Source organism: Paenactinomyces guangxiensis, assembly GCF_016055185.1.
Taxonomy (GTDB): Bacteria; Bacillota; Bacilli; order Thermoactinomycetales; family Thermoactinomycetaceae; genus Paenactinomyces; species Paenactinomyces guangxiensis.
Genome location: NZ_JAECVR010000010.1, coordinates 67,864 through 84,433, shown reverse-complemented (window position 1 = coordinate 84,433; position 16,570 = coordinate 67,864). Strand labels below are relative to the sequence as shown.

The window sequence follows — 16,570 nt, the reverse complement described above, 5'->3', positions numbered from 1 at the left end:
AACCAGAAGCGGGGGGTTTTGATTAGCAGGCGTGTGATCGCACTTCAGTGCATAAATTAATTTTTAATCTGCTCTTTGTTTGACCAAATCTTGCAGGACAGGATCTGCCAACTCCATTTTAAAGTGATAAAAAGAAAACGGATGTTCCGAAAACCGCTCGAGACGCTTCAAATAATGTTCTGTCTCTCTTTTTACCTGTTGCAAATCAATCCCCATCCGAAAAGGTTCCGGATATTCAGCAAGTTTGTCATGGGCGGCTTTCATCATCTTCACCGCCCCGCCGATGTTCCCGTTTTGAAAGTGGTACAGGCCGACAGCGATTTGCAGCAGTCCCTGATAAAAGCGGTCCCTCCCTTCCTCCAGCCATAACTCTTCAAGTACTTCATGACACTCATAATAGTCCTGTTCCACGTTAAAATAATACAGAAAATCAATATAAAGCTGCGGATAATCATAAGTATGTTCTGCCATCTCTCTCCCCCTCTAATCCGCTGATATACGTGGTAAGCCATTTTTTGCACGGCCAGCCATCCATACTTGTTTGATCCCGCCCCGCTGCAGTTAAACCTTTTATTTTAATTATATCCCGTTTTTCGTTACAATAAGGAAGAACGCAGAGTTGAAGAGAGGATGGAGCCCGTGAATCTGGAAACAGCCACCCAGGAAAATCTGGAGTTTATTATCAAGGGGATCAAAGCAAACCTTAAAGTGGTCAACGCCGCCATTATCAATCCGGAAGACTTTCAATTAGGCGATTATGAAGAGATCCTGGACATCTACAAAATGATTCAAAAGAAACAAGGCCGCTTAACGATGATGGAAATTGAAGGAGTTTTGGAAGAACTTAAAGGGATGCGCAAAGCGGCAAAATAATGATACGGTAAAAGGCCTACTGTCTTTCCAACATAAAAAGCAGGGATAGCTTGATAACCCTGCTTTTTAACTATGTACCGATCCGGTGCCTGTTATCCCGGAAATTGCTTTGCCAATTCGTTTGGAATCGGCACTGATTTTCTTTCCTTTAAATCAATCGTCACGCTGACAACTTCCGCATCCGCCACCAGGTCCCCATCTTCATTGACAATCTCATGTCTCAATATAAAACTGCTTCTCCCTTTTCTGACCGGTTCCGTAGAAATCGTCAACTTCTGCCCCAACTTCGCCTCTTTCCGATAGTTGATATTGATATTTACAGTTACGGTTCCTATTCCCATCTCTGTAAAAACATCAAATGGCAGCTCAGCTTTGTTGTACCAATCCTCTCTGCTCCATTCCATGTACTCCAGGTACTTGGCATTGTTCACATGCCCCATTACATCAATTTCTGTTGGTCGCACTTCGATTTGGATTGAGGTTTTCATCTTTAGTACTCCTGCCCAAAAATGTTTTGTTCATTTTTATTTTAATCTGATTTTTCCCTGCCGTAAAAGGTATTCCGGCAAATAGGAATCATTTTTGTGTGCTAATCGGATTGAAGGTTTAACATTTGTTTTTCTTTCAGCTGATCCGCCACTTTTAATATCTCTCCCCAGCATCTGCAATCCGGGATTTGGTTGAATTTTTTGGAGAGATATTCCTGGTTCCAGAGAAACGCGCGAAAAGTGAGAGGATTGATCCGGAATTCTTTTCCTTTATATTCCTCTTTAAAATATCTGATCAGCATCGGCTTGATCTCTTCAAAAATATCCCGACAGGTTCCGGCGTCATACTGAAAAGGAAAGCGTATTTTCTTTCTCTGCCAGCAACGGACAATCCGCTTTCGTAAGTAACTATTTTGATATCGCTCAAACTCTTCTTTTTCTTCCCGGGTTGCCGGCGAGTTTGATTCCAGCACATTCCCGATAATTTGAAAGACAATATGTAACTGGTCTTTTGTCATACGCTCAGGTTCTACATTTTCTACATTAAAATTAAGCAATTTGAGAGATGGGATCACTTCACATATCTTCATCGTCGAGATCCTCCTTGATTTTCAATAGGAATCCGTTTATTTCCCATCACCCTCAGGTAAAACAAGTGCCTAAATCATTAACCTGTTTTTTTTCAGGGACTAACTATATTCAATATGTAAAACCCGTATTCCTCCCAGGAAAATAAGATTAAATAAGTTTATTTTTCCCATTATAATCAAATTACCAGCAAAAAATCTTTTTTCATTATGTTAATTATTTACATTTCATTTATGCTCTTTCATATATACTATTTATTGTATTACTGTCTGTTTCCTGCTGTTATCTCTATCTTTCACCTCTAAATATCTTTATTCTGCTTCCCTATTATCGAAATGATTTTTTATTCAATTTTTAATAAATTTCTTGTGCAAATACATATAAAATCATATAATATAATTGCAGTTTGAAATATTTCAAATTGACAATCCCAAAGAGGGGGAATTGACTGTGCGAGCAAAGCGCTGGGTTTGGTTGTCCATTGTTTGTTTGTTGGTTTTTTCTCTCAGTCCCTCTACATTGCTGGCCAATGAAAGTTCCACTAACGCAAATTCGCATCCGGACAAAACCTATCAAACGGGGCCTCTTTATCAGTATTTCAAACAAGCGGCCAGAGAATTTGACGTACCGCTGGAAATTTTGCTGGCAGTCAGTTATGGTGAAACACGGTGGCAAGACCACAAAGGTGAACCAAGTCAACTGAATGGATATGGCGTCATGCACCTGGCCGACAACCCGAAAAACCAATCTCTCTCCAAGGCCAGCCAACTGATCGGTGTTCCGGAAAAACAATTAAAAACAGATATAAAGCAAAACATCCGCGGGGGCGCAGCTGTGCTGGCCTCGCTGGCCAGGGAACAAAACAACGGAAAGATTCCGCAAAAGCTGGGAGACTGGTATACAACTGTAGCTGCCTACAGTGGGTTAACCAGCCCGTTGGCTGTTAAATGGTATGCAGATGAGGTATATAAGATTATCAACCAGGGGGCGTATCGGGAAATCAATGGAAAAGACATCTACCTTGATCCGGTGAAGGTAACTCCCAACCGTGGGAACTACGAGAATGTCGACGATCCGGTCGGCACCATGGCAACTCCCGATTATCCGGGAGCCCGCTGGGTTCCGGCACACAGTAGTAACTATACGGCTTCTAATCGTGAAGCGAACGGTCTCTCCATCGACTATGTCATTATTCATACCACCCAGGGCTCCTACGCCGGAGCGATCAGCTGGTTCCAAAACTCTTCTTCCAACGTCAGTGCACACTACGTTATCCGCTCCAGTGACGGCGAGATCACGCAAATGGTACAAAATAAAGATATTGCCTGGCATGCAGGAAACTGGACTTATAACCAGCACAGCATCGGGATTGAACACGAGGGATATGTCAATGATCCGAAGTGGTATACCGATGCCATGTACCGGGCATCTGCCAACTTAACCCGCTGGCTTTGTGACAAGTACGGTATTCCGAAAACGCGGAGCCACATTATCGGGCACAACGAAGTTCCCGGGGCCACCCATACCGACCCGGGACCGAACTGGAACTGGACCTACTATATGTCATTGGTAAATGGAGGCGGGGGCGACCAACCGGGCATCGTTGTCGATAACAGCACCTCCGGGCGCTTTACCGCCAGCGGCAACTGGGGCACAAGCACCTGGAGCAGCCAAAAATACGGCAGTGATTATCGTTTTATCACTCCACAAGAGGTAAGTGATCCTGCCTGGTTCAAAATTAACGTTCCGTCCTCCGGCAATTACGATGTATATGCCTGGTGGCCGGCAGACAGCGGATACAACGACAGAGCACCCTATCTGATCAAAAAATCAGACGGGTCCATTGCAACGGTTTATGCCAATCAGCAGGCAAATGGAGGAAGATGGAACCTCCTTGGAACCTTTAGTCTGGCGGCAGGAGATTATGATGTCATCGGTGTGTCAAGGTGGACAGGCGGTACCGGCTATGTAATTGCCGACGCCGTAAAAATTGTAAAACGTTAACCACCTGTTGATTCATGAGATTCAGAAGAGTTGATTTTCCCCACTGGCGGGCCGGCCAGTGGGGGTTTTTTCTGTGAAAGTGTTGTGTATCACAGGGGGAGGGCATGATTAAAACTTTCACCCTCGGTTGTATCTGTGTTTTATTTTTACAGACGCATAATCTTGCTTTAAAGTTGCAACATCTATTAATTTTTGAATAAAACATTGTGGTCATTCATTTATGTTATTGTATATTATATTAGAATGCGATATATTACATATAGCATTTGAAAATCAAAAATACTGGGGATGGTTGTTATGCTTGGGGCCTCACAAACGTTAGCAAGAGTTAAAGGATTTGCCCTGGTATTGACCGGAGCTGTCCTGTGGGGAGTTTCAGGTACAGTTGCCCAGCATTTATTTCAAAATGACGGTTTTACACCTGAGTGGCTTGTTGTCATTCGTCTGCTTGTTTCCGGTATTTTACTCTTATCGGCAGCCCGTTTTCAGAATAAACACGGTTTGTGGGCCATTTGGAAATCCAGACATGACAGAATCAGTCTTCTGTTATTTGGCATCATTGGAATGTTGGGAGTGCAGTATACTTATTTTGCCGCGATACAGGCTGGAAATGCCGCAACGGCTACTTTACTGCAATATTTGGCGCCGGTTTTGATCACTTGCTATTTAGCGGTCAGATCGAGGCGTCTGCCCTCCGGAAAAGAGAGTGTCGCCGTCATTCTTGCTCTTTCAGGTACTTTTTTTCTGGTTACCGACGGCCGGGTGAAAGATCTGTCCATCTCCGAGTGGGCTTTGTTCTGGGGAATCGGTTCTGCCTTCACACTGGCTTTTTATACTTTACAACCGTCTAAATTACTTGCACAATGGGGGGCAACCCTTGTAGTAGGCTGGGGAATGATCGTAGGTGGAGTTGGATTTTCTTTTATTTCTCCACCGTGGGAAATTCAAGGAGAATGGAATTTGAAAACTGCTTTATTTGTTGTTTTTGTGATTCTGTTCGGTACTTTGATCGCTTTTTACTGTTACTTAGAGAGTTTAAAGTATTTACGCCCTTCGGAAACCAGCCTGCTGTCCTGCGCCGAGCCTTTAACGGCAGCCATCATGTCTGTCGTCTGGCTTCATGTTTCCTTTGGTACAATCGAATGGATGGGTGCTTTGTGCATCATCGCAACCATTATTCTGTTGTCCAAATCTGAATAGTAGTTTTCCTTTCAGATCCAAAAAAATGATGAAACCCCCGGATCATTCCGGGGGTTCACTTGGATTACCTTTTATTTACCATATGAATCGCATTTCCGAAAACGCCTTCCGCCGCTTCCATGAGGGTTTCCGGCAAAGTTGGGTGAGCGTGGATCGTAAGGGCCAGATCTTCGGCATTGGCACCCATTTCGATCGCAAACACAGCTTCGGCAATAAGAGTGGAAGCTTCAGGACCGACGATTTGCACACCGAGGAGTTGTTTCGTCTCTTTGTCAGCAACCACCTGTACAAACCCATCGGCCGCATTCATGGAGAGGGCCCGCCCGTTGGCCTGGAACGCAAACCGGCTGACAACAGGATCATAGCCTTCTTCTTTGGCTTCTGATTCAGTAAGACCGGTGTAGGCGATTTCGGGGTCACTGAAGATGACGAAAGGCATCGCCTGGTAATCGATCACACTATTTTGGCCGCTGATCACTTCTGCAGCTACTTTTGCTTCATAGCTTGCTTTGTGAGCCAACAGCGCACCACCGGCACAGTCCCCGATTGCGTAAATATGATCCACGTTGGTGCGGCACTGGTTATCAATCTTGATAAAGCCACGTTCATCCAGTTCCACACCGGCAATATCAAGGCCAAGCTCGTCGGTATTCGGCGTGCGTCCGACAGATACGAGGCAATAGTCGCCGGTGTAGGTTTTTTCTTCCCCTTTCACCGACGCACGAACGGTTACTTCATCACCGTTTACTTCGCCTCCCTGAACCATTGCTTCAGTAACAACTGTCACACCGAGTTTTTTCAGTTTGCGGGTTACCATTTTGGTCAGTGAAGGGTCAGTTCCGGGAAGCAAGGATTTCGTTCCCTCCAGGATGGTTACTTCTGCCCCCAGTTTGGCGTAAGCAGTCCCCAGTTCCAGACCGATGTAGCCGCCACCGACAACCACCAGACGCTCGGGAACTTCCTGCAGGTTAAGAGCATCTGTGGAAGATAAAATCCGTTTTCCGTCAAAGGGAAGAACTTTTAATTCAGCGGGACGGGAGCCGGTTGCGATAATCACATCGTTAAATTTATACGTTTGGGCCGACTCATCATTGGATACCCTGACACTGTTCGGGCCGCTGAAGTAAGCTTCCCCGGAAACAATTTCCACTTTATTTCCTTTGAGCAGCGATTTGACGCCACCGGTCAGCTTTTTAACAACACCATTTTTCCATTCAACCAGTTTGGGCATGTTCACTTTCACATCGCCGGATACTTCGATGCCCACATCGCTGGCTTCTTTGATGTGCGTATAACGTTCAGCAGCACTGATCATCGCTTTGGACGGGATACATCCGCGATTCAGGCAGACACCGCCCAATGCTCCTTTATCTACAATGGTTACATTTTTTCCTAGTTGTGCGGCCCGAATGGCGGCCACATAACCGCCGGGACCTGCACCGATTACGAGAACATCCACTTCTTGTGCAAGATCTCCTACTACCATCTTATCTCATCTCCATCATCAGTAGATTCGGGCTTTCAAGCAGTTGTTTGACCCGGCTCAGGAATCGGGCAGCCACATCACCATCGATCAAGCGGTGATCAAAGCTGAGGGATACAAACATTTGCGGACGAACCGCGATTTCCCCATTGTGTACCACCGGTTTTTCTTTTATCGTCCCCACACCCAGAATCGCCACTTCCGGATAATTAATAACCGGGGTAAAGAATTGTCCGCCAAAGCCACCAATGTTAGAAATAGTGAAGGTACTTCCCTTCAGTTCACCCGCATCCAATTTCATGTCACGCGCCCGTGTTGCTTTGTCGGAAATTTCTTCCGCCAATTCAAAAATGGATTTGCGGTCGGCATCCTTCAGAACGGGTACCAGCAAGCCGTGATCAGTGGCAGCTGCCAGTCCGATGTGATAGTAATTCTTGAGGATGATTTCTTCTTTCTCATCATCTATGGAGGCGTTTAGCGCTGGGAATTGACGCAGGGCGGCGATCACCGCTTTAATGATAAACGGCAAATAGGTTAATTTGATATTCCGTTCCTCTGCAATTGTTTTCCCCCATTTGCGCAGGGAGATCAACTCGGTTGCATCCACTTCATCCATAATGGTCACATGGGGGGCGGTGTGTTTGCTTTCCACCATCCGTTTGGCAATGGTACGGCGAATGCCCCGGAGAGGGATGCGCTCTTCGGTGCCGGTCGTTTCAACGGCTGTCTTAGTGAATTGAACAGCCGGCCTTTCTTCTTTGTCGGGTACAGCGGCAGGAGCCTCTTCCACCTGTCCGCCGTCTGCAAATTTCTTCACATCTTCAGCGAGAATGCGGCCGTGTTTACCTGTACCCTTGACCTGGGTAATATCTACTCCCAGCTCACGGGCCAGCTTGCGCACGGAAGGCATTGCGGAAACATTCCCTTTTTTGGTTTCTGCCACTGCGTCAGCAATTTGCGCTTCAGCGGGAACTTTTTCTTCTTTTTTCTCTTCCGTTGTTGCCGGGGGCTCCGGGGGTTCAGCGGGGGTTTCGGCAGCTGCTTCCCCTTCCGCATCGATCAGGGCGATGACCGATTCAACAGCAACAATATCGCCTTCTTTTACTTTCAACTGTTTGATTGTTCCGGTAACCGGCGAAGGTATTTCGACAACCGCTTTGTCAGTTTGCACCTCGACAAATGTCTCAAATTCTTCGATCGTATCTCCTTCTTTAACATGGAGCTTAACGATTTCACCCTCTTGAATCCCTTCACCCATTTCGGGCAATTTAAATTCGTAAGCCACGTGTGTGTTCCTCCCATCTTACAGAAATTACATCTTCTGTAAACAAGATGATGCGGTGGCGCAAGCCTATGATCCGCGTGCGCAGCCACCGCTTGATTGTTTGATTTGTTACTTGCAATGGTCAGGGTATTAACGTTAGAAATCAAGAACTTTATTGATTGCCGAAACGACACGGGCAGCGGAGGGAATCCATTCTTCCTCGATCAGCGGGAAGGCAATGACCGTATCCGGCGGAGTTACACGCAACACAGGAGCTTCCAGCTTCAGAATTGCTTTCTCATTAATTTGCGCAATTACTTCCGCGGCAACTCCTGCGGATTTTTGCGCTTCTTGAACAACGATGGCCCGGCCGGTTTTCTCAACAGATTTAATAATGGTTTCTGTGTCAATCGGGCTGATGGTCCGGAGGTCAATCACTTCCACTTTGGCGCCTCTTTCTCTAGCAGCGAGTTCGGCAGCTTTGAGCGATGTATGTACCATTGCCCCGTACGTAATAATGGTTACATCGCTGCCTTCACGTACTACATTTGCTTTTCCCAGCGGAATGGTATATTCACCCTCGGGAACTTCCCCTTTGGAGAAATAAAGTTTCAAATGTTCCAGGACGAAGACCGGGTCATTATCACGAATCGCGGAAATCATCAAGCCTTTGGCATCATAAGGATTGGACGGAACAACAACTTTGATCCCCGGCGTTTGTGTAAGCAACCCCTCCAGCGGGTCTCCGTGCAATTCAGGCGGTTTCACCCCTGCGCCAAACGGAGTGCGGAAGGTAACCGGGCAATTGTATCTTCCTCCGGACCGATAGCGCATTCGAGGAGCCTGAACGGCAATGGAGTCCATCGCTTCAAAGATAAATCCGATGAACTGAATCTCCGCAACCGGCCGAAAGCCCTGAGTGCCCAGGCCAACAGCTAATCCGCCAATTCCGGATTCTGCCAGGGGGGTGTCAAAGACCCGATCTTCTCCAAACTCTTTTTGCAATCCATCGGTAACTCGGAAGACACCGCCGTTTTTCCCTACATCTTCCCCAAAGATCAATACGTTCGGGTCACGGTTGAGTTCGACACGAAGTGCATCGTTAATTGCTTTTACCATTGTGATTTGTGCCATCTGTTATTTGCCCTCCTTGCCCGTATACTCCGCTTTCTGCTCTTCCAGATGTGGAGGAGTTACTTCAAACATGCTGTCAATCAGACCGGGAATGGTCATCTTTTCATAGGCTTCCGCTTTTTTGATCGCATCAGCCACTGTTTGTTTTGCTTCTTCAATTACTGCATTTTCATCGTCTTCCGTCCACAGCTTTTTGTTTTCCAGATATTTACGGAACCGGACCAGCGGTTCTTTCGCTTCATATTCGGTTGGTTCTTCTTTGGCACGGTAGCGGGTCGGGTCATCCCCGGACATCGAGTGGGGCCCAAGGCGGTAGTTTAATGCTTCGATCAAGGTAGGACCTTCACCGTTGCGTGCCCTTTCCGCTGCATCGGATACAACTTTGTAAACAGCCAATACATCCATTCCGTCCACTTGAACACTGCGAATACCAGCAGCAACCCCTTTTTGTGCAATCGTTTGGGCTGCAGTTTGAATTTCAACCGGGGTAGAGATCGCATAGCGGTTGTTTTGCACAACAAAAATGGCAGGTAATTTATATACACCTGCAAAGTTCATCGCTTCATAGAAATCCCCTTGCGAACTGCCGCCGTCACCGGTGTATGTAATCGCAACATTGCGTTTACCGCGTTTTTTCAAGCCCATCGCCACACCGGATGTTTGTACATACTGGGCACCGATGATAATTTGCGGCATTAATACGTGAACGTCTTCCGGGATTTCACCGCCGTGCTGATGGCCGCGAGACCAGAGAAATGCTTGATACATAGGATAGCCATGCCAGTAAAGCTGAGGAATATCACGATACCCCGGGAGAATGAAATCCTCTTTATCCAATGCAAATTCGCTTCCGATCATGGTTGCTTCCTGGCCGGAAACAGGCGCATAGAAACCAAGACGGCCCTGGCGAGCCAGACCGACGGCCCGTTGATCCCAAACACGGGTAAATACCATTCTCCGCATTAATTCTCTCAGTTGCTCATCACTGAGATCAGGCATTTCGTCTTTATTCACTACTTTGCCGTCAGGTGAAAGAATAGAAAAAGCTTTAATCGGCTCCAACCTGACTTCGGCTTTCGCCAGCCCCTTTACTAGCTGTTTGGTCTTGGCCATTATTAAATCACCTCATCCTCAAGTTATAAGTGGAAGCGCATAACTGTTATATTCAAAAGCCAAAACTGTTTTATAACAGGAATAAAAAATCACTAAAAAAACTTATTTTTATTGATTCTCCCCGTTTGAAACAATACATTATAATACAATAATACAACTTCGATAAAATTTGTCAAATAACCTCTTTTACTGTAGCTTTTACATAAACTCTTCAATTGATTACAAAATGAAACGCTGACTGGTGAATTCTTCCTCTCCCGGGATATCAGATAAACTTTTCAATCGCTTTTGCTACTCCATCCTCATCGTTGGTTTGCGTGACGTAATCACATACTTCTCTGACTTCCTGGTCCGCATTGCCCATCGCTACACTGACACCCGCTATTTTTAACATGGACAAATCGTTGCGGTTATCTCCGATCGCCATCGTCTGCCCGGCGGGAATCCGGTGTTGTTGTGCCAACCTTTCCAGAGCAATGCCCTTTTGCGCTTCACGGTGGTTAATCTCGATGTTGTTGCCAGCTGATGCGGTGAGTACAATCCCCTCTAATCCGCTGACTTTGGTGCGTGCCTCGGCCAGCTTTTCTGCTATCATCGAAAAGGCTAACATTTTGTAGATATGAAAAGACGAGTCAACAATTACATCTTCCAAGTGTTTCCGTTCTGTTACCTCGGCTTGCTGAAATTGTTTTTTGGCTGCCATCTGCAACATTTCCGGTTGAATGGACGGATTGGCGCTTTGCAACTTATCCATCTCCACCTTCAGGTGGTTGTGTCCGTCACGATTGGAAAAAATCCCTTCATCTGTATAAAGTTCATGGTAAATCTCTGCCTCTTGAAATGCCTGATGAATCTGAAGGGCCACCTGGCGATCCAGATGAATTGACTGTAACAATACTCCCTCTTCGGAGCAGATACGGGCTCCGTTCAAATGAATCACCGGACAAATGATTCCGGCGGGTTGCAGTACCCTCATCGCTCCTTCATAAGATCTGCCTGTAGCAATAGCCACCAGAACTCCTTTTTGCTGTGCCTGTTGGATGGCCTTTTTATTGGCCAAACTGATTTCTCCGCGGCTGCTTAATAATGTTCCATCCATATCAATTGCAATCAGTTTTATCACATTATCCACTCCTTCTGTACAAAACCATTGTAACCTTTGTCACAATATAAACAAAAAAGGAGCCAGAAAGCTCCCTTCCTTATTTTTTGTGAAAGTGTGTGTCTAAGGGGGGAGGCAGAATTCTGTCCCGCTCCCGATCGGCGCCCTGCGAGGAAGGTGGAAATGGCCGCTCCAAAAACGGCACAAGAGGCGCAGGCAAACGGCAGGGCAGATTCAAAGAAGTGTTGCCTCGCTTTTTCCCTTGTTCCGTTTTTCCCGCCAGGTCGGTCGCCAAAGCCGCTCCCAAGAATTCTGCTTGCCCGGCATGATTCACACTTTCATCCCAGGGGTGTGCGCCAAGATCATGAGGGTTTTCTTTCTAAACGGTGGTACAGTTCCTGCTTCCTGTCTTTATAAGGGGAAACCTGCCCCTGCTCCCAGTTTTGTTTAAGGAAATTTAAGTCCAGCCGGTAAGAAACCAGTGTTTCAACATTTGCCTCACAAACAGATAGTACTCCATCAGGCGGGAACGGATGATCACAGGGGGAGAAAAAACCGCTCTGTGAATACCCTGTATCGATCTGCGGAACCTCCGGTAATTTCCCCGTCATCCCGCACACAGCAATATACCTTTGATTTTCAACCGCTCTTGCCTGAGCACAATGGCGAATCCGATAATAACCAGCCATCGTATCGGTATAGGTGGGATTTAAAATGATCTCCACCTTTTCATCTGAAACGATGCGGGATAACTCCGGAAACTCAATATCATAACAAATTAAAATAGCTACCTTTCCGACAGGGGTGTCAAAGACTTGCAAATTTTCCCCCGGGGTCAGTTTCCAGACCTTACGCTCTTCAGGAGTTAAATGAAGTTTCTTTTGCCTTTCGATCCGACCGGTAGGAAAAAAGAAAAACGATTCGTTGACATATGCCCCATTTTCCTCATGGATATGAGTTCCCGCCACAATCATGATGCCTGTATCCCTGCTTAATTGCCGGAAAAAACGTATATATGAGTCAGTAAAACCATTTAAGTAGGCACAAGCTTCATGATGGGGCAAAGCGGGTTGCAATGCCAGAAGATGAGCCGTTAAATACTCAGGAAAAACAAGCAGTTCCACTCCACGCTCTCCGGCGGCCCGCACATGGTTTTGAATCCCCTTCCAAAAGTCTTTCTCTGATGACAGCGGGCGAATCGCATATTGAACAACACCTACATGAGCCAGCATAAACTATCTCCCCTTCAGGCCCGGGTTGAGCCACTCAACCAGAACTGCTTTATTCAGTGACTCCTCATCTTCCAGATAATCATCTAAAACTTGCTGCGGCTTTAAGCCTTGTTTCACCATAAAGGTTAATACCGGATCTTTGATCTGACCATGTGCCACCTTTTGCACATATTCCGCGGCATCCATTTGTCCGGCATACTGATGGAATCCGGGAATGCGGCATCCGGCAATCAGCCTTTTTAATCCTAAGCTTTTAACCAGCTCCTTACGTGCTGCATACAACGCTTGCGCAACTCCCCGGCCGCGGAAAGCCGGACGCACACAGAGATCGATCCCATACAGGCTATCTCCGTCCGGTTGATGGCTGTTGCGGATATACCCGTCATCCGCCGCTTCGGCCCACGTATGCGGTTCTCCAGTATATTGAACGATAAGGGAGGTAGCCGACCCGGTAATGATTCCGTCAACCTCTGCAACCATCGCTCCGGCCGGAAATGTTTCCACATGTGCGGCAATCTGCTCTCTGTTCCACAGCAACTCCTCCGGGAAAGGAGGTGGAAAGGCTTCCCGCTGCACTTGCAATAAACCATCAAAATCGTCCAATGTGTACGTTCGCACTCGTACGCTCATCACCGGCACCTCTCTTTTTAACAGATAAATCCTCATTCTAACATCATTATAATGGAGATTGGCAGAAAGGGATGAAATACTTTGCTTCCACCATAAAAAATGTCAAAACCCAAACACTCCCGACTTTTTTTGGCTCAAGGACCGATTCAATCATTGATTTGCAAACTTAAGCATCTGAATCGTGTATAATAGGATCATAGCTTTTTGAAATTAAAAGGATGATTGAAATGCAGCCAACATTAAAAGTTTCAAAAGAAACTCCCCGCCTCTGGGGAGATAAACGCTACCATACATGGAATCACCATCTGCGCCGGGTGTTTGGGGAAAAAATCTTTAAAGTGGCGCTGGATGGCGGTTTCACTTGCCCCAACCGCGACGGCAAAGTGGCCGTTGGAGGCTGTACTTTCTGCAGTGCCAGGGGCTCCGGGGATTTTGCCGGCAACCGGCGGGATGATCTGCTCAAACAGTTCCACGAGGTAAAATCACGCATGCACACCAAATGGGCAAACGCCAAATATCTGGGGTATTTCCAGGCATTCAGCAATACCTACGCCCCGGTGGAGGTATTGCGGGACATGTACGAAACCATACTCGCCCAGGAAGGGGTTGTCGGTCTGTCGATCGCGACCCGGCCGGACTGTTTGCCTGATGATGTGGTAGAATACCTGGCCGAATTGAATCAACGGACCTACCTGTGGGTTGAACTCGGTTTACAGACCATCCATGAGCACACCTCAAAACTGATCAACCGCGGACATGATTTTGCCTGTTTCCTGGAGGGAGTAGACAAACTCCGCAGACACGGGATTCGCACCTGTGTCCATATCATTCACGGCCTTCCCGGCGAAACGGAAGAAGAGATGATAGAAACGGTAAAAGCCTGCGCTGATATGGATATTCAGGGAATTAAGATTCATCTGCTCCACCTGTTAAAAAACACCCCTATGGTCAAGCAGTATGAACAGGGGTTACTCCGGTTCCTGGACAAAGAACAATATGTACGCTTAGTCGCCGATTCGCTGGAACTGCTCCCCCCTGATGTAACCATTCACCGGATCACCGGGGACGGGCCTCCGGATTTATTGATGGGGCCGATGTGGAGCATCAAAAAATGGGAAGTTTTAAATGCGATTGATGATGAATTAAAACGCCGGAACTCATGGCAAGGGAAAAAGGCCGCCCGCCGCAAACCGGCTGTAACTGCGGGCGGTTGAGAGGAGAAGTGCATTGATCCTCCCCTCTACTTTGCAAAGTGCCCGTTCCTGGATCAGTTATTCCCTCCCCCGCGGCGGAACAGCGGTTGATGCTACGGTCGGCAACGGATATGACACATTGTTTCTGGCGGAACAAGTGGGACCTGAAGGGGTCGTGTTCGGATTTGATATTCAGCAGGAGGCCATTGAATCAACTGCCCGCCGGTTGAGAGAAGCCGGCCGGCAAAATCAGGTTCGTTTATTTCCATGCAGCCATCACAGAATGGATGAGAAGCTGCCGGCGGAGGTGAAGGGGAAAATTCAGGGAATGATGTTTAACCTCGGCTATTTGCCGCATGGAAACCCTGAAATTATTACACAACCCCAGACCACGATCGAAGCGTTACAGATCGGCACAGTTTGGCTGGCACCCGGCGGTATGATTACACTCGCTCTATACACCGGACACCCGGGGGGACAGGAAGAGGCAGATGCAGTTGTAAATTGGGCATCAGCCCTCCCTCCCAAACAATTTCAGGTGATGTGGCAACAAATGGTCAACCGCCGCCATGCCCCTTCGCTTTTGGTTATAGAAAAAAGATAAACATTCCGCAAAAAAGCGATTCACCCCATCTAAAGGTATTGGATCGCTTTTTTCTACTTTTCATTTTCCATTTTACGCATGATTTCTTTAACCATATTCCGCGGCAACAGCCGTACGGATCTGGCAAAGAGTTGATTTTTCATGCCGGGAATAATGACACTTTTCCCTTCCATCAAGCCCCGGAATGCCGCAGTTGCCACTTCCCTGTCAGATAGACGGGCCCCAAAAAAGGAGTGCTGGTGAAAGTGTGTCTTTTTCTCCGGTTCCGTTTGCGGAGGCCGGGGACATAAGGCACTTACTGTAATTCCTTGCTCTTTAAATTCCTGGGCCAGCGCTTCACTAAAAGCCAATATATACGCCTGTGTTGCCCGGTAAACAGCCATACGGTCACCAGGATTGGTCCGGAATACCACGGTTGAGGCTACATTTAACACTTTCCCTTTGCCGCGGGCAGCCATTTCCCCAATCAGGAGTCTGGTCAAATGAGTAAGGGCAGTGACATTGACTTGAATCATGGCTAACTCCTGCTCCAAAGGCGTTTCCGTAAATGGTTCATTCGCCGTTATTTCCGCATTGTTGACTAACAGATCAATTTCAATTTCCTTCTCTTTTAACTGTGAAACAATCTCTTCCGGCGCAGATGGATGTGCCAGGTCTTTGGGCATCACCAGCACCCTTACACCAAATTCCGCGCGCCATTCTGTTGCCAGTTGCTCCAATCTCTCACCGTTCTCGGCTACAATCACCAAATCATACCCATTCATGGCGAACAGCCGGGATAATTCATATCCGATCCCTGATCCGGCACCCGTTATCAAAACAGCCTCCATTTTATGGATGAACACGGACAAACCACCTCATCCTTTCATCATCCGCACACCATCCATAACCAAGATGGCAAATAAATCCATCATTTTTTAATGAAAAGGGCGGACAGATATTAAAATTTACTTATATTTTAACATCTGTCCGCCCAAATTCCCCCTTTGGAATGATTTGATTTTTATAAGGAAAAGAGCCGATCGATCCGCAAGCTTCACACAAGCCGGAATTGAACCGCATATTGGGGTTATGGTTGATCATCCGCGAATGTATTTTATTATACAGGTGAACCGACTGTTAAAAAAACATAAAAACATCTTCCGATGAAGGAAGATGTCGTTATTTATCTAACTAAGATAAAACCGCCGCTTAACGATTTTTTTTCTGTTTGGCAGCAAGAGCACTTAAGCGTTCTTCACTGCTCTTGAGCCATTTTTTCATCATGTCTTCAAAGTCGGCAGGCCCTTTGCGTCCGCCCCGGCGATCTCCGCCGCCTCTGCGTTCACGTGGAGGGCGATCTTCGCTCAAGGCTTTTATCGATAAGGAAATTTTTCCTGAAGGATCGATGGAAAGCACTTTCGCTTTGACAACTGCACCTACTTGAAGTTCATCTTCAACTTTTTCTACGTATTTTGTAGAAATTTGAGAGATGTGAACCAGACCGGTTTCCCCTGATTCTAACTTTATAAAGGCCCCGAAAGGTTTGGTCGAGATCACTTCTCCCTGTACGACGGCCCCTTCCTTTAACTCACTCATTATAACACTCCCGAAGTGGAATTCATTCTGTTCCAAAATATCATTTATCTGCTGTAAAGTCAATGGGTATTTATACCTACAAGG

17 protein-coding genes are annotated in these 16,570 nt (G+C 46.7%); 5 read left to right on the top strand and 12 right to left on the bottom strand.

Going from position 1 to position 16,570, the window contains the following annotated elements; genetic code table 11:
- Positions 1–63 precede the first annotated feature (63 nt).
- Complete coding sequence (locus I8U27_RS10985; RefSeq protein WP_181752107.1) at positions 64–471, bottom strand: DUF309 domain-containing protein; 408 nt, start codon at positions 469–471, stop codon at positions 64–66.
- A 168-nt stretch (positions 472–639) separates the two neighbouring features.
- Between I8U27_RS10985 and I8U27_RS10980 the strand changes: the two genes are divergently transcribed.
- A complete protein-coding gene (locus tag I8U27_RS10980; protein ID WP_309506134.1) occupies positions 640–873 on the top strand; it encodes a DUF1128 domain-containing protein in 234 nt (77 codons plus the stop codon).
- A gap of 92 nt (positions 874–965) precedes the next feature.
- On the opposite strand, the gene I8U27_RS10975 is transcribed toward I8U27_RS10980, so the two are convergent.
- A complete protein-coding gene (locus I8U27_RS10975) occupies positions 966–1,361 on the bottom strand; it encodes an acyl-CoA thioesterase (protein WP_181752105.1) in 396 nt (131 codons plus the stop codon).
- Between the two features lie 101 nt (positions 1,362–1,462).
- Positions 1,463–1,951 carry a hypothetical protein gene (locus I8U27_RS10970; RefSeq protein WP_181752104.1) on the bottom strand — a complete coding sequence of 163 codons (489 nt, stop codon included), beginning with the start codon at positions 1,949–1,951 and terminating at the stop codon, positions 1,463–1,465.
- A gap of 448 nt (positions 1,952–2,399) precedes the next feature.
- Here I8U27_RS10970 and I8U27_RS21140 point away from each other — a divergent pair, with 448 nt between their 5' ends.
- Together I8U27_RS21140 and I8U27_RS10960 are read left to right on the top strand one after the other, a co-directional pair.
- Positions 2,400–3,953 carry a golvesin C-terminal-like domain-containing protein gene (locus I8U27_RS21140; protein WP_198065870.1) on the top strand — a complete coding sequence of 518 codons (1,554 nt, stop codon included), beginning with the start codon at positions 2,400–2,402 and terminating at the stop codon, positions 3,951–3,953.
- A 297-nt stretch (positions 3,954–4,250) separates the two neighbouring features.
- Positions 4,251–5,153 carry an EamA family transporter gene (locus I8U27_RS10960; RefSeq protein ID WP_181752103.1) on the top strand — a complete coding sequence of 301 codons (903 nt, stop codon included), beginning with the start codon at positions 4,251–4,253 and terminating at the stop codon, positions 5,151–5,153.
- A 64-nt stretch (positions 5,154–5,217) separates the two neighbouring features.
- On the opposite strand, the gene lpdA is transcribed toward I8U27_RS10960, so the two are convergent.
- The 7 genes from lpdA to I8U27_RS10925 all read right to left on the bottom strand — a co-directional run bounded on the left by lpdA (position 5,218) and on the right by I8U27_RS10925 (position 13,111).
- Positions 5,218–6,639: a dihydrolipoyl dehydrogenase gene (gene lpdA, locus I8U27_RS10955; protein ID WP_181752102.1), complete on the bottom strand. Its 1,422-nt coding sequence runs from the start codon at positions 6,637–6,639 to the stop codon at positions 5,218–5,220.
- Between the two features lies 1 nt (position 6,640).
- Positions 6,641–7,921 carry a dihydrolipoamide acetyltransferase family protein gene (locus I8U27_RS10950; protein ID WP_181752101.1) on the bottom strand — a complete coding sequence of 427 codons (1,281 nt, stop codon included), beginning with the start codon at positions 7,919–7,921 and terminating at the stop codon, positions 6,641–6,643.
- Positions 7,922–8,056: 135 nt separating this feature from the next.
- On the bottom strand, positions 8,057–9,034 hold the full coding sequence (locus I8U27_RS10945; protein ID WP_181752100.1) for an alpha-ketoacid dehydrogenase subunit beta: 978 nt from the start codon (positions 9,032–9,034) through the stop codon (positions 8,057–8,059).
- A 3-nt stretch (positions 9,035–9,037) separates the two neighbouring features.
- Entirely contained in the window at positions 9,038–10,147 is a 1,110-nt protein-coding gene (pdhA, locus tag I8U27_RS10940) for a pyruvate dehydrogenase (acetyl-transferring) E1 component subunit alpha (RefSeq protein ID WP_181752099.1), read from the bottom strand.
- 265 nt (positions 10,148–10,412) lie between these two features.
- Positions 10,413–11,270 carry a Cof-type HAD-IIB family hydrolase gene (locus I8U27_RS10935; protein ID WP_181752098.1) on the bottom strand — a complete coding sequence of 286 codons (858 nt, stop codon included), beginning with the start codon at positions 11,268–11,270 and terminating at the stop codon, positions 10,413–10,415.
- Between the two features lie 341 nt (positions 11,271–11,611).
- On the bottom strand, positions 11,612–12,481 hold the full coding sequence (locus I8U27_RS10930) for a carbon-nitrogen hydrolase family protein (RefSeq protein WP_181752097.1): 870 nt from the start codon (positions 12,479–12,481) through the stop codon (positions 11,612–11,614).
- 3 nt (positions 12,482–12,484) lie between these two features.
- Positions 12,485–13,111, bottom strand: a complete 627-nt coding sequence (locus I8U27_RS10925) for a GNAT family N-acetyltransferase (protein ID WP_232345373.1) — start codon at positions 13,109–13,111, stop codon at positions 12,485–12,487.
- Between the two features lie 227 nt (positions 13,112–13,338).
- Here I8U27_RS10925 and I8U27_RS10920 point away from each other — a divergent pair, with 227 nt between their 5' ends.
- Both I8U27_RS10920 and I8U27_RS10915 read left to right on the top strand, forming a co-directional pair.
- On the top strand, positions 13,339–14,325 hold the full coding sequence (locus I8U27_RS10920) for a TIGR01212 family radical SAM protein (protein ID WP_181752096.1): 987 nt from the start codon (positions 13,339–13,341) through the stop codon (positions 14,323–14,325).
- Between the two features lie 13 nt (positions 14,326–14,338).
- Positions 14,339–14,908 carry a class I SAM-dependent methyltransferase gene (locus I8U27_RS10915; protein ID WP_181752095.1) on the top strand — a complete coding sequence of 190 codons (570 nt, stop codon included), beginning with the start codon at positions 14,339–14,341 and terminating at the stop codon, positions 14,906–14,908.
- A 53-nt stretch (positions 14,909–14,961) separates the two neighbouring features.
- On the opposite strand, the gene I8U27_RS10910 is transcribed toward I8U27_RS10915, so the two are convergent.
- Both I8U27_RS10910 and I8U27_RS10905 read right to left on the bottom strand, forming a co-directional pair.
- Positions 14,962–15,753 carry an SDR family NAD(P)-dependent oxidoreductase gene (locus I8U27_RS10910; protein WP_198065869.1) on the bottom strand — a complete coding sequence of 264 codons (792 nt, stop codon included), beginning with the start codon at positions 15,751–15,753 and terminating at the stop codon, positions 14,962–14,964.
- 346 nt (positions 15,754–16,099) lie between these two features.
- On the bottom strand, positions 16,100–16,486 hold the full coding sequence (locus tag I8U27_RS10905; protein ID WP_181752094.1) for a S1 RNA-binding domain-containing protein: 387 nt from the start codon (positions 16,484–16,486) through the stop codon (positions 16,100–16,102).
- Between the last annotated feature and the right edge of the window lie 84 nt (positions 16,487–16,570).

What these genes read in the sequence shown, in the direction of transcription:
- I8U27_RS10930 (WP_181752097.1), bottom strand. Translation starts at nt 12,481, where the DNA reads ATGCTGGCTCATGTAGGTGTTGTTCAATATGCGATTCGCCCGCTGTCA.
- lpdA (WP_181752102.1), bottom strand. Translation starts at nt 6,639, where the DNA reads ATGGTAGTAGGAGATCTTGCACAAGAAGTGGATGTTCTCGTAATCGGT.
- I8U27_RS10925 (WP_232345373.1), bottom strand. Translation starts at nt 13,111, where the DNA reads ATGAGCGTACGAGTGCGAACGTACACATTGGACGATTTTGATGGTTTA.
- I8U27_RS10905 (WP_181752094.1), bottom strand. Translation starts at nt 16,486, where the DNA reads ATGAGTGAGTTAAAGGAAGGGGCCGTCGTACAGGGAGAAGTGATCTCG.
- I8U27_RS10960 (WP_181752103.1), top strand. Translation starts at nt 4,251, where the DNA reads ATGCTTGGGGCCTCACAAACGTTAGCAAGAGTTAAAGGATTTGCCCTG.
- I8U27_RS10970 (WP_181752104.1), bottom strand. Translation starts at nt 1,951, where the DNA reads ATGAAGATATGTGAAGTGATCCCATCTCTCAAATTGCTTAATTTTAAT.
- I8U27_RS10945 (WP_181752100.1), bottom strand. Translation starts at nt 9,034, where the DNA reads ATGGCACAAATCACAATGGTAAAAGCAATTAACGATGCACTTCGTGTC.
- pdhA (WP_181752099.1), bottom strand. Translation starts at nt 10,147, where the DNA reads ATGGCCAAGACCAAACAGCTAGTAAAGGGGCTGGCGAAAGCCGAAGTC.
- I8U27_RS10975 (WP_181752105.1), bottom strand. Translation starts at nt 1,361, where the DNA reads ATGAAAACCTCAATCCAAATCGAAGTGCGACCAACAGAAATTGATGTA.
- I8U27_RS10920 (WP_181752096.1), top strand. Translation starts at nt 13,339, where the DNA reads ATGCAGCCAACATTAAAAGTTTCAAAAGAAACTCCCCGCCTCTGGGGA.
- I8U27_RS10985 (WP_181752107.1), bottom strand. Translation starts at nt 471, where the DNA reads ATGGCAGAACATACTTATGATTATCCGCAGCTTTATATTGATTTTCTG.